At 51.9% G+C, this 16,431-nt stretch carries 11 protein-coding genes; 9 read left to right on the top strand and 2 right to left on the bottom strand.

The window, feature by feature from the left end; translation table 11 throughout:
* The 3 genes from ACFFJP_RS18430 to ACFFJP_RS18420 are packed head-to-tail and all read left to right on the top strand — an operon-like array spanning position 1 to position 1,866.
* Positions 1 to 696: a fumarylacetoacetate hydrolase family protein gene (locus tag ACFFJP_RS18430; protein WP_377247754.1), complete on the top strand. Its 696-nt coding sequence runs from the start codon at positions 1 to 3 to the stop codon at positions 694 to 696.
* Positions 693 to 1,193, top strand: coding sequence for a YcgN family cysteine cluster protein (locus ACFFJP_RS18425; protein ID WP_208932194.1), 501 nt, complete (start codon positions 693 to 695; stop codon positions 1,191 to 1,193). The genes ACFFJP_RS18430 and ACFFJP_RS18425 overlap by 4 nt, the downstream gene beginning before the upstream one ends.
* Positions 1,194 to 1,224: 31 nt before the next feature.
* Positions 1,225 to 1,866, top strand: coding sequence for a mechanosensitive ion channel domain-containing protein (locus ACFFJP_RS18420; protein WP_377248470.1), 642 nt, complete (start codon positions 1,225 to 1,227; stop codon positions 1,864 to 1,866).
* 85 nt (positions 1,867 to 1,951) lie between these two features.
* Here ACFFJP_RS18420 and ACFFJP_RS18415 read toward each other — a convergent pair whose 3' ends face one another.
* Positions 1,952 to 2,911 (bottom strand): L-threonylcarbamoyladenylate synthase, encoded by a 960-nt coding sequence (locus ACFFJP_RS18415; protein ID WP_377247751.1) that lies wholly within the window; start codon positions 2,909 to 2,911, stop codon positions 1,952 to 1,954.
* A 155-nt stretch (positions 2,912 to 3,066) separates the two neighbouring features.
* Positions 3,067 to 3,783: a sulfate transporter CysZ gene (cysZ, locus tag ACFFJP_RS18410; protein ID WP_377247748.1), complete on the bottom strand. Its 717-nt coding sequence runs from the start codon at positions 3,781 to 3,783 to the stop codon at positions 3,067 to 3,069.
* Positions 3,784 to 3,926: 143 nt separating this feature from the next.
* Between cysZ and smc the strand changes: the two genes are divergently transcribed.
* The 6 genes from smc to ACFFJP_RS18380 all read left to right on the top strand — a co-directional run bounded on the left by smc (position 3,927) and on the right by ACFFJP_RS18380 (position 16,418).
* Positions 3,927 to 7,382, top strand: a complete 3,456-nt coding sequence (gene smc, locus ACFFJP_RS18405) for a chromosome segregation protein SMC (RefSeq protein ID WP_377247745.1) — start codon at positions 3,927 to 3,929, stop codon at positions 7,380 to 7,382.
* Positions 7,383 to 7,403: 21 nt separating this feature from the next.
* Positions 7,404 to 8,213 (top strand): cell division protein ZipA, encoded by an 810-nt coding sequence (zipA, locus tag ACFFJP_RS18400; protein ID WP_377247742.1) that lies wholly within the window; start codon positions 7,404 to 7,406, stop codon positions 8,211 to 8,213.
* A 288-nt stretch (positions 8,214 to 8,501) separates the two neighbouring features.
* A complete protein-coding gene (locus ACFFJP_RS18395; RefSeq protein ID WP_377247739.1) occupies positions 8,502 to 10,019 on the top strand; it encodes a M20/M25/M40 family metallo-hydrolase in 1,518 nt (505 codons plus the stop codon).
* Between the two features lie 562 nt (positions 10,020 to 10,581).
* Positions 10,582 to 13,734: a TonB-dependent receptor gene (locus ACFFJP_RS18390; protein ID WP_377247736.1), complete on the top strand. Its 3,153-nt coding sequence runs from the start codon at positions 10,582 to 10,584 to the stop codon at positions 13,732 to 13,734.
* Positions 13,735 to 13,890: 156 nt separating this feature from the next.
* The gene (ligA, locus tag ACFFJP_RS18385; RefSeq protein WP_377247733.1) at positions 13,891 to 15,918 is read left to right on the top strand and encodes an NAD-dependent DNA ligase LigA; all 2,028 of its coding nucleotides are present in this window, start codon (positions 13,891 to 13,893) and stop codon (positions 15,916 to 15,918) included.
* Complete coding sequence (locus ACFFJP_RS18380; protein WP_377247730.1) at positions 15,918 to 16,418, top strand: DUF2919 family protein; 501 nt, start codon at positions 15,918 to 15,920, stop codon at positions 16,416 to 16,418. Before ligA ends, ACFFJP_RS18380 begins: the two co-directional genes overlap by 1 nt.
* Positions 16,419 to 16,431 lie beyond the last annotated feature (13 nt).

The raw sequence follows: 16,431 nt of genomic DNA, 5'->3' as shown, positions 1-16,431 counted from the left end.
ATGCGCTATCAACATCTGGATTTACAAGGCAACACAGTTGCACTGCCGGTCGGCAAAGTCGTTTGTATTGGTCAGAATTATCAGGACCATATAACTGAGATGAACAGCAAAACTGCGCCGGATGCGCTGTTTTTCTTAAAACCAGCCACTGCGCTGCGTCATTTCAGCGCACCTTTGGCGATCCCGCATGACCGGGGCGCCGTGCATAATGAAACTGAAATTGCGGTATTAATCGGTAAACCACTCACCGCCGTGACACCGGATCAGGTGATGGATGCCGTTTGGGGTTATAGCCTGGCGCTTGATTTAACCCTACGTGATGTGCAGGCGGAGCTGAAAAAACTCGGCCGGCCTTGGGATATTGCCAAAGGTTTTGACGGTGCTTGTCCGGTTGCTGGCTTTGTGCCGGCAGCGCAGGTCGCCGATGCACAGGCGTTGACCTTCAGTCTGGATGTAAACGGTGAGCGACGCCAAACTGGCGATGCGACGCTGATGATCCGCGGCATTGCACAGATGATCAGTGAAATGTCTTATTGGTTCAGCCTGCAGCCGGGCGACATCGTTTTAACTGGCACCCCGGCTGGCGTTGGGCCGCTGCAGGTTGGTGATCAGCTACAGCTGCGTTTAAACAATTATTTTTCGGCACAGAGCATGGTCAGTGGTGATCCGGCACTGGCCGTACGGAGTGGCGAATGAGCCTTGCAGAAAAATTCTGGGAAACGAAATCCCTGATGGAAATGAACGACGAAGAATGGGAAGCCGTCTGCGATGGCTGCGCCAAATGTTGTCTGAATAAATTCATCGACGATGAGGATGAAGAGGCCGAAGGCCCAACTGATTTTATCCGTGAAGGTGAAACCGTCCATTTCACCAATATTGCCTGTCAGTATCTGAACAGCAATAAATGCGAGTGCGACTGCTACGAGCTGCGCACTGTATTGGTACCGGATTGCGTCAAACTGACGCGGGAAAACCTGAAAGACATTTTCTTTATGCCAACCAGCTGCAGCTATCGCCGTTTGCAGGAAGGTCGCGGTTTACCGAGTTGGCACCCGTTACTGAACGGTGGCAAGAAAAGCCTGATGCACAAAAAACAAATGTCAGTGCGTAACAAAACGATTTCTGAACGGGCGGTCAGCATTGATGATTTTGAAGATCACATTGTGACCTGGCCACTGAATGATTTGGATTAAAGCAGAACCAACCAAGGAGTCTTTGTAAGTGATGGATGCCAATCTGAATTGGATCGCTGAGCTCAAAACGCTGACTGAGCATTACAAACCAGAGATCGCCCAGCTAGTGATATCCGGTATCGTTTTGCTGTTATACGCCGTGTTAAGCCGGCGGATTGCGCCTTTTATCTACCGGACTATTGCCGCGACCATGCTAAAAGAGGAAATGAACCGCCGCGCCATGGTGGTATTCCATATCCTGCTTTTCCTGTTGTTGGTGGTCGTGCTCAGTATTATCTGGGGTATCGATATCAAAGGCTTGTTGGTGCTGGCCTCATCGATGATTGCGGTCGTCGGTGTCGCTTTATTTGCCGCCTGGAGTTTACTCAGTAACATCACGGCGTTTTTCATCTTGCTCGGTCAGTCCAGTTTTGCACAGGGACGTACGGTCAAAATTGTCGATGGTAGTAATGCGATCGAAGGGACTATTGAAGAAGTGAATTTGTTTTCGACCACACTGCGCACCAAAGAAGGTGAATGTGTGGTGTACCCGAATAACCTGATTGTGTCACGACCGGTGTTTGTCACTGAACAACAAACGTGTAAAACGCAGCTGGTAAAATCGGCAGAGCGTTGGCATACCAAACGAGAACTGGCGCTGAAACACCGGCAAAAGCCGAAATCAGTTAATTAACAAAGAGCGCCGTCAGGCGCTTTTTTTTAACTGGAGCAGGGGATAACGCCTGTACAAGGTGCTCTTGATGCGATGCGCCCCCAGCTTAGCTACAGGCGCGGCGCAGCCGGTCGTTGACATCATCCCATTCCGGCGTTTGTGGTGGTTGCTCCAGATAAATCTGGCTGCCCGGTAAGGTGTCAGCTTCGAATAAACTGCGGTACAACAAGCGGGCATAACCGGCTTTGTCTTGCGGTAACTGGCGACTGTGCGGCAGCGCTAAATCGGTAAACTCAGCACTTTGATACAAACAAATCACGGCGTCAGTGGATTGCTGCAATGCGCTCAGTAATTCCGCTTTGTTAAATATTTTCAACGGTTTACCAGGCTGATAATGTGCTTTGACGTTGCCAGGCACAGCCACATTGTGTGATTTAGGAGCGCTGACCGGGACCCCTAATACCGTTTCCAGTTCGGCTGCGCTGATCGGGCCTGCGCGCAGCACCTGCGGCTGAGCTGAGGTTAAATCGACAATGGTGGATTCCAGGCCAACACTACAATCCCCGCCGTCCAACACCGCAGCGATACGACCATCTAAACCTGCCATCACCTGCAAGGCGCTAGTGGGGCTCAGTTTTTTATACGGATTGGCGGAAGGCGCAGCAACGGCGAGGCCGGTTTGCTGCAGTAATGCCAACAACACCGGGTGCGCTGGCATTCTGATGCCGATACTGTCTTTGCCGCCAGTGACGACAGGGCTGACGTTGTCGGCTTTGGCTAACAATAAGGTCAGTGGACCTGGCCAGAACGCCTTGGCTAGCAACAAGGCCTGCGCTGGGATGTCACGCGCCCAGCTACTCAGCTGCGCCAAATCACCAATATGCACAATCAGCGGATGATTGGCCGGGCGGCCTTTGGCGACAAAAATTTTAGCGACGGCTTGCGGATTACTGGCATCGGCAGCCAGACCGTACACTGTTTCAGTCGGCACTGCGACCAGCTCACCCGCCTGAAGCAACTTGGCTGCGGTATCCTGATCGGTTAATGCAGATAACAGTAAGGTCATAACAACTCCGGCGCAAAAATGGCCGCGCATTATATCGCAAAAACGGGGGCTGCAGAAAGCATGGTTATAGCTCTGGTAATTAGTCGTCGTGACGGTGCGCTGCGGCTGATAGAAAACAGCCCGCAGAGGCGGGCTGTTTTAATCTAGCGCTGGCGTCAGCGTTTGGCGTAATGCGCAGTTTTGTAGCGGTCGACCCACATCGCGGTCGCACCACAGACGGCAATTGGCATTACCAGCAGATTTAGAAACGGCACCATACTGCCAATAGCGACCGTCATGCCAAAACTATAACTTCCGGTTAAGTCACCGCGTAGCTGCTGGCGCATGGTATGAAATGGAACCTTGTGGTTATCATAGGGGTAGTCGCAATACTGAATCGCCATCATCCAGCTGGTGAATAAAAACCACAGCAACTGGCCAATCAGCGGCAAAAAGAAAAAAGCCAGCAAAAACACTAAGGCGCGAGGCAGGCAATACACAAATTTGGTCCATTCGCGACCGAGCATGCGGGGGACATCTTTCATAAAGGCAGCAAAACCTTGCTCCGGCAGCGCCTGACCGGTCAGATGCAGTTCAACTTTTTCACTGAGCAGCGCATTAAATGGTGCAGCGATAAAGTTGGCGATCATCGTGAAGGTAAAAGCCATCGACAACACAACGCTGAGCACCAACACTGGCCACAAGATGTATTCCAGAAAACTCAACCATTCCGGGACCCATCCCATCAGATGGCTAACCCAGCCTTGCACTTGCTGGATCAGGTAGAAAAAGGCTACGGCAAATAAAATCAGATTAATCCCCAGCGGGATAAGCACATAACGGCGTAGTCCTTTGGTACTGAGCAAACTGAGACCCTGAAAGAAATAATGCATGTGAATACTCCGGCAGAAAAGACGATACGGTCCAAGCCCTGAGCTTATGAGGCAATGGCTTGATCTGCAATAGTTTTGCCGTGACAGCTATACCCCATTTTGTTACAGTCTGTGAAAATCCAACCCGGTCTTCAGCCTCTGGCATGCGCCTAAAACAGATTAAACTTGCCGGTTTTAAATCCTTTGTTGACCCGACCCTGGTGCCGTTTCCGACGGCAATGACCTGTGTGGTCGGGCCAAACGGCTGCGGTAAATCCAACGTGATTGACGCCGTGCGCTGGGTGCTGGGTGAAAGCAGTGCGAAAAATCTGCGTGGCGATGCAATGACCGACGTCATTTTTAACGGCTCGGCGCAACGTAAACCTGTGTCGCAGGCGTCTGTTGAGCTGGTATTTGAAAACACCGAAGGTCGGGTGCAGGGCAGTCTGGCTGATCGCAGCGAGATCTCAGTGAAACGTCTGGTCACGCGCGACGCCCAGTCGTTGTACTTCCTTAATGGCAGTAAATGCCGCCGCCGCGATATCACCGACATCTTTTTGGGCACAGGCCTCGGCCCGCGCAGTTATGCCATTATCGAACAGGGCATGATTTCAAAACTGATTGAATCCAGGCCACAAGACTTACGCGTGTTCATTGAAGAAGCGGCCGGTATTTCCAAATACAAAGAGCGCCGCCGCGAAACTGAGACCCGTATCAGCCACACCCGTGACAATCTGGACCGGCTCGCTGACGTGCGGGAAGAACTCGGCAAAAACCTCGACAAACTGCGCCGCCAGGCTGCAACGGCAGAGCGTTACAAAGAATTGAAAGCCACTGAGCGCCGGCTAAAAGCAGAGTTGACCGCGCTGCGCTGGTACTTTTTTAATGAACAGTTACAACAAGCCGAGCAGGCGCTGGCTGTGCTCGAAACCGAATATCAGCAGTTTATGAGTGAAGGTTCCGGCGCTTTTCGCGCGGTGGAACAGCTGAAACAACTGCAACAAAACCTGCGTGACAGCCTGACAAAAATCCAGCAGCGGTTTTATCAGCTCGGCAGTCAAATCACCGCGCTAGAGCAACAACAGTTGCATCAGCGCAGTCGCCGTCAGCAAATTCATGAAGAAAAACGCCAGCTGCACAACGAGATTGAGCAAGGGCTGGATCTGCAAGTGGCGGAAGAACAGCAACTGGCAGAGCTGGAACTTTTGTTGCTCGAGTTAGCGCCGACACTGGAATTGCTGGAACAACAACATGATGAGTTGCAGCAGGCGTATCTGGACGCTGAACATCTGGGCGTCGACAGTCAGCGCGCTTATCAACAGGCACAACAACAGACATTTGCGCTGGCACAGCAAATACAACAACTGCGGCTGTCGGCAGAACAATTACATAGTCAGATCCAGCGGGCGCAGCAGCAGGATGAGGCGCTGGCAAATCAGCTGCTGACCTTGTCACCACAGCAGCTGCAGGCAGAATTGTTGCAGCTGCAACCGCTGCAGCAACAACAGCGTAGCGAATGTGAGACATTAACTGCAGAGCTGGCGGCGACCGAATTGCAGCTGGATGCAGTGCAACAGCAGTTACAACAATGTCAGCTGAACGGTAAAACTACCGGGCTGGAGTTTGCAGCGCTGGCAAAGCAGCACAGTGCGCTGAGCCAACAACTGCAACGGCTGGAGGCAGAACAACCGCTGTTGCCCAAACTGCAAATTGCAGCTGGTTGGGATATCGCAGTGGCGGTGGCACTGCAGGCGCTGAATTTCAGTCAGCCGGCGGCTGAATTCCCGGTAACTGCGCCGGAACATCATTTGTTGCAGCCAAGCAGTGGCATTTTTGCCGGGCCAGAGTCAGCGCCAGTAGCGGGTTTAGCCACGCTGGCAAGTCAAATCGAGGCTGATGTCAGTGGGCAGAAACAAATCCCGGCGCAGTTCTGGCAAATCTTTTGTGTGCAGGATTATGCACAGGCGCTGCAGCTACAACCGAGCCTTGCTGCCGGACAGTCGCTGATCTGTCCACAAGGCCGTTGGCTCGGGCCGAACTGGCTGCAAGTGCCGGATCAACAGGCCCGGCAAAATCCACTGCAGCTGCAACAGCAACTGGTACAGCTTTCCGCACAGCAGCAGACGCTTGGTGCAGCTCAGCAACAGCTAAGCGATGACGAAGTGCAGTTGAATAAGTCGATCGACCAGCTGCGTCAGTCGCTCAGTATCGGCCGCCGGACGCTGGCAAAGGCGCAGCAGCAGCTGCAAAGCAGCGTGAATCAGCAGCAACAGCTGGAGTTTCGCCTGACGCAATACACACAGCAGTCTGCGCAGCTGGAGACGCAGCGTCAGCAACTGGCGGATGACATTCTGTTATGGCAAGAACAGCAAGCGCAGCAGCAAGAGCAGTTGTTTTTGCTGGAGGACGAGTCTGCTCTGCAGCAGGATACGCAGCGACAGCTACAACAACAGCAAGATGCCCATCAGCAACAGCTCAAGCAACGGCGCGAGCAGGAGCAGCAACTGAATCAGCAGCTGACCGCGCAACGTCTGCAACAGGTCAGTCTGGAGCGGCAACTAGAAGCTGCGCGGCTGCATCTGGTACGCAGCAACAGTCAGCAGCAAAAACTGCGTGAACGCCTGAGTTTACTGACTGATCAACTGGAATTGCTGGATGAACCGGACCTGGCCGCGCAGGAAGAGCTGCAGGCACTGATTTTAAGCCGCGATGATGCTGGCGCCGAGAAATTGCAGCTGGAACAGCAGTTACAGCAAACCGATGAGCAAATTCGCAGCCTTGAACAGGGGCAACACGGCGTACAGCAGCAATTAGCGGCCCGGCAAAAACAAATGGAACATCTACGGCTAGACGCCGAAGGCTTTCGCGTGCGCGCTAACAATATGCTCGATTTGCTGGCAGAGCAGCAGGTTCAGCTCAAAGAGTTACTGCAAACTTTACCGGCGGACGCGCAGGAGCAGGCCTGGCAGAATAATCTGGAAAAAACTACGGAAGCATTAAGTCGGCTCGGGCCTATTAACCTTGCGGCGATTGACGAATTCAACCAGCAGGACGAGCGGAAAAAATATCTGGATTTACAACATGATGATTTAACCGCGGCGCTCGAAACGCTGGAAACGGCGATCAAAAAAATCGATCGGGAAACCCGGCAGAAGTTTAAGGCGACTTTTGATGCGGTCAATGAGGGTTTACAGACCTTATTCCCGAAAGTATTTGGTGGCGGTAGCGCCTATTTAGACCTGACCGATGACGATTTATTGGAAACTGGGGTCAGCATCATGGCGCGACCCCCTGGTAAAAAAAACAGTACTATTCATTTATTATCCGGTGGAGAAAAAGCGCTTACCGCTTTATCATTGGTGTTTTCTATTTTTCGGCTCAATCCGGCCCCCTTTTGTATGCTGGATGAAGTCGATGCTCCGCTGGACGACGCCAATGTCGGGCGTTTTTGTAACTTAGTCCGGGAGATGTCGGAAAGCGTGCAGTTTATTTATATCAGTCACAACAAAATTGCGATGGAGATGGCCGCTCAACTGATGGGCGTGACAATGCAGGAACCCGGCGTGTCACGTGTAGTTGCTGTGGATGTGGAAGATGCCGTCAAAATGGCACAGGCCTGATAACTAAAAGGTTAAAAAACAATGGCTGAAGAATTTCGTTATGCGTTAATTGTATTAGGTGTTTTGGCAATGGCTGGTCTGGCATTGCATGGCTGGTGGTCAGCGCGCAAGGCGTCGCAGCAAGCACAGAGCCGCTATATGCCGGAAGATAAATCCACAGGTGCGCCTGAAGGGTTTGATGAATACGGTGTCGGGAAGAAACGTAAACTGGCTCCCGGCGAAAAACCGCAGCCAAAACCGGCACCGAGCGTGGCTCCGCGTAGTGACCGTCTGCGCGAGCCTGCGAAGAAATTCCGTGAAGAGCGCGAAAAGACAACTGAAGTCCATGACGAGCCGTCGTTGTCATTTAGTGCCGATGATGATGCAGACGTCCGTCATGACACTCAGGTAGCCGACGAAGGCCCAAGTGAAGTGCTGATCCTTTATGTGTTATTGCCGGAAGGACAGGAAATCAATGGCGCGATGTTGCTGCCAAGCCTGCTGACGCTGGGCTTTAAGTATGGTGAGATGAATATTTTCCATCGTCATCAGGACAGTGCCGGCTCTGGTGGCATTTTATTTAGCCTTGCCAACATGTTTAATCCGGGTACTTTTGATCTGGAAGAAATGGATAAACTGCAAACCCGCGGCCTGAGTCTGTTTATGACTTTACCAGGACCCGGTGAAGCGCTGCAGAGTTTTAACCTGATGCACAGTGCCGCCCGCAAACTGTCGGATGAATTCGGTGGCCAGGTGTTGGACAACACCCGTAGCGTGCTGACCGTACAAACCACCCGGCATTATGTGGAGAAAATCCGCGAATTCCAGCGTCAGCAGCTGATCCGCAACTGACGTTCATTGAGTAACCCCCAAAAAACCGGCCTAGTGTCGGTTTTTTTTTATGTCCAGGGATGGACGGTACACCGACAATGCAGGAGCAATTGTCGGTGATTCGCGCCATCCGTGGCGCTCACCTTGCGTTTGCCGACCATCGTTCACCCGAGGTCTATCAGACAAATATCACAAAAATGTCACGCTGATATCCGGCAGATCTGTTCCTACCGTCCATGGTTGTTGCGCAGCAGCTGACAGGCGACTGCAACTACAACCAAATGTATAAAAAAATATCAGGAACATGAAATGAAAAAATTGCCAATATGTGGCGCGCTGTCCGGCGCGCTTTTTTGTTTTGCATTGCAGGCTGAACCGGTCTGGATCAGCATTGAGCCCAAGGTGTTGCAGGCCTTGCCAGAGATCGAGGTGCTGCAGCGACAGCCGATCACACCGGCGTTGTCGGTATTGCAGGCTGGCCACCAGCAGCCTGTATTGGTGCAGGTCGATGACGCCGATTTAGTGCAGTTGTCGGCCTATATTCACGAGGAGCAACATCGCTGTGGCGGTTATATTGCTTATGACAGTCTGGAGCAGGCGATAACCGCGCTGACCAAGCCTTTACTGGCCGCTAGTTTCACTGCGCCGCCGCTATCGCAGGCGACGTTGGTCAATACCCATTTGCCACAGCTGAATCAGGCGGGCATCGCACAATTTATCAGTGATTTAAGCCAGTACACCAACCGCTACTACACCACCAGCAGTGGCACCCAGTCGGCGGATTGGATCGCCAGTCAGTGGCAAGTTCTGGCTAATGGCAAGACCTGGATGAAAGTGAGTCGGGTCAGCCATAGTGGCTACCCGCAGCGCTCAGTGCTACTGGAAATCACCGGCAGTGAAAAACCAGACGAAATCGTTGTATTGGGGGGCCATTTGGATTCGATTGTCAGCGGTGGTACCAGCGAAACCACCCGCGCACCCGGCGCCGATGATGATGCGTCCGGCATCGCGACGCTGACAGAGATTATTCGTGTACTGAGTAGTGCAGGGCTCAGACCCAAACGCACCATCCGTTTTTATGGCTATGCCGCTGAAGAAGTCGGACTGCGCGGTAGTAAAGACATCGCCACGGCAGCTTCAGGTTCAGCGCAGAACATTATTGCAGTGATGCAACTGGATATGACCAACTTTAAAGGCTCGGCCGAAGATATCGTGCTGATGACTGACTATACCAATGCTAACCTCAATGGCTATCTGCAGAAATTGATCAGCACCTATCAGCCGGCACTGCGTCACAGCACTGATATCTGTGGCTATGGTTGTTCTGACCATGCCTCCTGGCACAATGCCGGCTTTGCCGCGTCGATGCCGTTTGAAGCTCGCTTTGCCGGTAGCAACAAGAAAATCCACACCGCCAACGATACGCTGGCGAATTCTGATCCAACGGCGATGCATGCGCTGAAATTTGCCAGGCTCGGCTTGTCGTTTGTGTTGGAACTTGGCAATGCCGGTAGCTCTTTACCGGACGGCACTAGCGGTAGTTTCCCTAATCTTGCCGCCACCACCGGTAGCTGGTTGTATAAAACCATTGTCGTACCACCTGGTAAAACTCAGCTGAATGTCAGTATGAGCGGCGGTAGCGGCGATGCGGACCTCTACCTGCGTCTTGGTGTAAACCCGACCACCAGTAGTTACCAATGCCGGCCCTATAAAACTGGCAATACGGAAAGTTGCAGTATTGCGAATCCACAAGCTGGTAACTGGATAGTGGGGGTCCGTGCTTACAGCAGTTTTAGTGGTGTCACGGTGAACTGGCAACAGAACTAAGCCAGAAGTTTCGACTCGACAATAAAGGCTGCTGACTTGCTCCGTCAGCGTTCAGGCGTGTTGATGTCACGGCGTCACACGCCAGTCTGCACAGGGTTGAATGACAAATTAGTCCAAATCTTTGTGAGGGTGCAGTTGCCTCTTCCTTTAATTCTGGGCACTGTTGTCTGGCTTTTTCCTGCATAAATCAACGGAAGTTGCTATTTCGGTGTACTTTTTTGGCAATTGACATGTTATATACTAACACGTTTTATTCGATTTTATTTTTCTGAAATTTGCAAAAACTAACGCAAACGCACAAAAATCTAGCAAAAAGTGGGATTTTTATATTTTTCATGGTAAAAAGTAACATCAAGGCTGAGCATGTGGAGTTGTAATGTAAGCCTTGTACAGGAAGCACAGGCTAATATCTGGCAGTTTAGCAAGACGAATGTCACTGCCGGATACGTTAAATAAAACAAGCACACAAGAGATAAAACCTATGCCAGATTTTCACAACAGTCACAATCGTCGAAACCATAATCAACGGGCCAAACTTAGTCTGGCCATATCAGCAGCTTTATTGGGGTTGAACCCCGCATGGCTGATTGCACAAGAATTACCCAAAAATGACAGCGCTGTCATAGCTAAAGAACAGCCAAAATCAGATTCTGCTCAGGTTGAAGTGATTGAGATTAAAGGCATTCGCGGCAGCATTATGTCGGCGCAGGATCTGAAGCGTTTTGCCGATACTGTGAAAGATGTCATCACGGCGACGGATATCGGCGCATTGCCGGATAAATCCGTGACCGAAGCGCTACAGCGTGTCCCTGGCGTCACGATTGAACGGTTTGCTTCTTCAGATGACCCAAAACATTACGCGGACGAGGGGACAGGTGTGTTGGTTCGCGGTCTGGACCGGGTGCGTTCCGAAGTGAATGGCCGCAGTGCTTTTAGTGCTAATCCGGCTGGCGGCTTAAGTTATGAAGACTTTCCTGCTGAATTGCTCGGCTCGGTTGAAGTCGTTAAAAACCAGACCGCAGATTTAATTTCGGGGGGGATTGCCGGCACAGTGAACCTGGTTACCCGCAAACCTTTTGATTCCGATAAACAAATGTTCGCGTTTAACACCAAAGCAAACTACGGCGATTACCGCAAAGAAGTGACTCCATCGTTTTCTGGTTTATTTTCTGATACTTGGGATACCAACGCCGGTAAATTTGGTTTCCTGGTGGCCGCGTCAACATCTGAATATCAATCGCGCGGTGACGGTGTCGGCCTTGGGAATTTCCACTCGCGCGGCAGTTCATTTATGCCGACTACAGATCAATGGGGCGGGATCACCGGTGTTGATCCGCGCTCACCGGTTGATGGTCCGGCGTTGCCCGGCCAGCCAGCCGGTTCAGTCTGGCATGTCCCTGTCGCCATTCACCTGAGCACTGCAGATAACGATCGTAAACGTACTGGTTTTACCTCATCGCTACAATGGGCCAATAAGGACGACACTATCGTTGCCACGCTGGAACATATCAATTCTGATGCTTCGCTGGAATGGAATGAGCGTCAGATTGGTCAGGCGGCGCAGGGCTTCCGGGGTTTTATGGGCTCGTCCCAAAACTGGCGTGATGATAAGGCGAAAGGTCGCCCGCTGACGGTAGATAATGGTTATGTCACCTCAGGCGTAGCACTGGGTGTTAGCCCGGAAACGCCATTTTTCTATCGTAGTCGCTGGAATTACAACGAAAACTCAGTGGAAGATACGTCGCTGAATCTGAAAATTAAAGCCACAGAACGATTAAAACTGGAGCTGGATTACCAGCGCATTGATTCGGAAAAAGTAGTGCATAACTACAGCATGTCGGGTCAGACCCGCGGCAACCATGTGCATGTGGTGTCGCCTTATTTCCTCGATATGCGCGGCGAGCGGCCAACGGTTGAGTTTCTCAGCGATAACATTCTGACACCGGGCTGGTCGCCAAACAAAGATTGGAACGGCCCCGTCCCCAATCTGTTTTTGGGCAGCGGCATGGAACAGGAAGAACACAATACCGCCAAAGCCGACAGCTTTAAATTGAATGCGACCTACGAGCTCGATGGGGTGTTTACCAGTGTCAAATTTGGTGGTTTTTACACCGACAAAGATTTGACCGTGCGGGATACGGCGTATGAAGGCTGGTCAGCCATTGGGACACCGTGGGACATGAACGACCGTAACGCGGCCGCAGCGGTTAACCGGCCGGAGTTGTTTGAACGGGTGGACTTTTCCAATTATTACAATGGAAAGGTGTTGATGGGCAACGTCAATAATTTCTTGTTTCCCAAAATGAGCCTGGTGAAAAACTATGCCGAATCTTTGCGTCAGGGCTGTAAAGAGGGTTGGCACAACGCGACGCTCAGTAAAGCCAATAAAGGCGTTTGTACCGGCACTTATGTTCCTTACACGGACAAACCCAACCGCGTAGAAGGACCTTTTGCTGCTCACAACATCAGTTCGTCCAATGAACAACGCACCGAGTTCTATCTGCGCGGCGATTTTGATCTGCCGGAGCAGGACATTCCGGTGAAGGGTAATCTGGGTCTGCGTTTTGTTAATTATCAACTGGAGTCCACCGGTGCCTTTGTCCAACCGACGACTGTAAAACGAGGCAATCCAGGCACGTCGCTGAACACCGTGATGCAAAAACCGGAATACAAGAAGTACTATGATTTGGCGTCAGGTGAATCGCAGTTAAGTACAGTCGACGGCACTGATTACAATGCGGTGTTGCCAAGTCTGAACCTGAGCTTTGAATTGGCTGACGATTTGGTCATGCGCGTCGGCGCTTCACAAGGTTTGTATTACCCGAGCCTGGTCGAAGCACGCAACATCAGCCTGCTTGATTTGGACTATACCCGCCGGCTGAAAACACCGGGACAAGATCAGGATGAAGTGAATAACCCAGTGGTAGGGCTTGATGATCTCGAAGTCACCGCGCTGGCAGGCAACCCGTATCTGGAACCGGAAGAGTCCATCAATCTGGATTTAACCACCGAATGGTATTTTGCCAAAGCTGGTTTTGTGAATGTTGGTTTGTTTCACAAAAAGCTCGACAACATCATCCGTAATCGCCAGTTCGATTTAGATATCAGCTACAAAGGTGTGAATTACGACGTATCGGCATACGGACCTGCCAATACCGGCTCGGGGACCATCCGGGGCGCGGAATTCTCTTATTCACAGTTTTACGACACGTTACCGGGGTTATGGCGTGGTTTAGGCTTACAGTTTAACTACACCTTTATCGATCAAAGTGGCCTTGAAGACCCGAATGAAATATCCAAAGGAACCCTGGGTTTCAAAGAAGATGGCAGCCGAGTGGACGACAATCGCAACACCTTCAGGGTATTCAGTGGTTTACCTTTACAGGGATATTCCGACCAGAATCTGAATATTGTCGGGATGTACGAGTTAGAGGCGTTGTCGTTCCGATTGGCCTACACCTGGCGATCAGAGTACCTGTTGACGTTACGTGAATCAGAAGAATTTGTACCAGCGTATGCGAAAGCTGCCGGCATGTTGGACGCCAGCTTCTATTACAGCATTAACGAGCATTGGAAAGTCGGGATTGAGGGCAGTAACTTGCTCAATACTGAGACGAAAACTGAGTATCAGATGAATCAGGCCGGTGACCGGACCCAGGCACTCAGCTTCACCACCGATCGTCGTTACGCGTTAAGCGTGCGGGCTGTGTTCTAACGTAATCTCTTTAAGTCACAGCCCCGGCTATCGACGGGGCTGTTTTTTCGCCAGATAACACAGGCCCGGTCTGTTCTTACATGCTTGGAGCTTGCAAGCCGGCAGACAAATCCCCATGCTATAGCCCATCCATTATTGACCACTGAGCCAGACCCGATGTCCGATCTGCAAAGCCGCATTGATACCCTGCGTCAAACGCTGAACCAGCATAGTTACCAATATTATGTGCTCGACAACCCCAGCATTCCGGATGCGGATTATGACGCTTTGTATCGCGAGTTGCAGGTACTCGAACAACAGCATCCAGACCTCATCACCGCAGATTCACCGACGCAGCGTGTTGGGGCTGCGCCTTTAGACAAATTTGGTCAGGTCACCCATCAAATTGCGATGCTGTCGTTGGATAACGCCTTTGATGCGGCTGATTTTCAGGCGTTTTATCAGCGCATGGCTGACCGGCTCGATCAGCAGGTTGAATTCAGTTTTTGTGCCGAGCCCAAACTGGATGGCCTGGCCGTCAGTATCCGTTATGAAGACGGCCTGCTGGTGCAGGCCGCCACTCGCGGCGACGGCTATACCGGCGAAGATATCACCAGCAATATCAAAACTATCCGGGCTATCCCGCTGAAGTTACAAGGTGATTATCCGCCGGTACTGGAAGTGCGGGGCGAAGTCTTTATGCCGCTGGATGGCTTTGAGAAAATGAATGACAAAGCCCGGCTGGCCGGTGACAAAGTTTTTGCCAATCCACGCAATGCGGCCGCCGGCAGTTTACGCCAGCTGGACCCGCGTATTACCGCCAATCGGCCTTTGAGTTTTTATGCCTATGCCGTCGGCGCCGTGACCGATCCGGCGTTATTACTCAATAGCAAAAGCCACTATGCTCGCCTGCAGCAATTAAAAAGCTGGGGTCTGCCGGTCTGCCCGGAGATCCGCTTAGTGGCAGGTGCGGAAGCTGCATTGGCTTATCACGCGGATATTTTGCAGCGACGCGCCAGTCTTGCTTATGAAATCGACGGTGTGGTGCTCAAGGTCGATGATTTACTGCAACAACAAAATCTCGGGTTTGTCTCCCGTGCTCCGCGTTGGGCCATTGCTTTTAAATTCCCGGCGCAGGAAAAAACCACCCGCTTACTTGATGTCGAGTTTCAGGTGGGCCGCACCGGTTCGGTGACGCCGGTTGCAAGACTGGAGCCGGTCAGTGTTGGTGGTGTGACGGTATCAAATGCGACTTTGCACAATCAGGACGAGATTAACCGGCTTGGTATCAAAATTGGTGATAACGTCATTATTCGCCGGGCCGGAGATGTGATCCCGCAAATTGTCGCTGTGGTGCTGGCGGAACGGCCACAGGATGCGCGTGACATAGTGTTTCCAACAGAGTGCCCGGTCTGTGGCAGCACGACAGAACGGGTTGAAGGCGAAGCAGTGACACGCTGCACCGGAGGTTTATTTTGTGGTGCGCAGCGTAAAGAAGCGCTGAAGCATTTTGTTGCGCGCAAGGCGATGGATATCGAAGGCTTAGGCGACAAGCTGATTGAGCAGTTAGTCGATGAAAAGCTGGTGCAAAGCCCGGTGGATATTTACCGCTTGGATATGCCCGCGCTGGTCGGGCTGGAGCGGATGGGCGAGAAGTCGGCGATGAAGTTGCTGGCGGCGATTGAACAATCAAAACAAAGCAGCTTGCCGCGTTTTATTTATGCGCTTGGCATTCGCGAAGTGGGCGAGGCCACAGCACTGAATCTGGCGCAGCACTTTCGTCGCCTGGACGCGCTGCGGGCGGCGTCACTGGAAGAGTTGCTGGCGGTGGCCGATGTCGGTTCCGTGGTCGCCGGGCAAATTCTGCATTTTCTGGCTGAGTCACATAATCAGACCGTCATTGATGGCCTGATCACTGTGGGCGTGCAATGGCCGGATATTGCCGAAAAAGCCCAGACGGCGCAGCCACTGGCGGGGCAGACGTTGGTGCTGACCGGCACTTTAATTGCGATGGGCCGCGATGAAGCGAAAGAAAAATTGCAGCAACTCGGGGCGAAAGTTGCAGGCTCGGTCTCGGCAAAAACCAGTGCTGTGATCGCTGGTGATAATGCCGGTTCCAAGCTGGCCAAAGCGGAAGAGTTAGGGGTTGCAGTCTGGACTGAACAACAGATGCTGGACTTATTTAGCGAACATGGATTGCGCTGATGAAACAGTACCCGGATATTCCGCTGCTGGACCAGGATGGTCTGCATCGGGTGCCCTTGCGTTTTTATGCGGTGTTATTGCTGTTGTTGCGGCCTTATCTATGTTGGCTGGTGACGCTGGTGATGCCGGAGGCGGAGCGCAAAGCAGTACTGAGCTTCTTCTATCCGCTGGCGGATGATTTTGTCCGTGCAGTGCTGATCGCGATCCCGGCATTGCTGGTGTTGGCGGCGATCAGTCAGCGTGTGCCTTACGACAAACAGCAACGGCGGGGCCGGGCGAAAAAATTCTGGTTTGCGCTGTGGCGTTACGGTCGTTGGTTATTACTTGCGGTGGCATCTGTAGATTTATACTGGACTATCAGTCATTTACCGCCTTATGTAGCGCTGAATGCGCCAGGATTATTGCTGATTGTGGCGGCGTTAGGGTTAAGCGTGTTGTACTTGCTGCGCAGTAAACAATTGCGGTTGATTTTCACTGAATGGCCGGAAGATAAAAAGTAACTACACAAGTTTA

Source organism: Rheinheimera tilapiae (assembly GCF_042432165.1).
In the GTDB taxonomy this organism is placed as follows: Bacteria; Pseudomonadota; Gammaproteobacteria; order Enterobacterales; family Alteromonadaceae; genus Pararheinheimera; species Pararheinheimera tilapiae.
The sequence above is the reverse complement of the archived record's forward strand: the minus strand, read 5'-3'. Positions and strand labels throughout refer to the sequence as shown.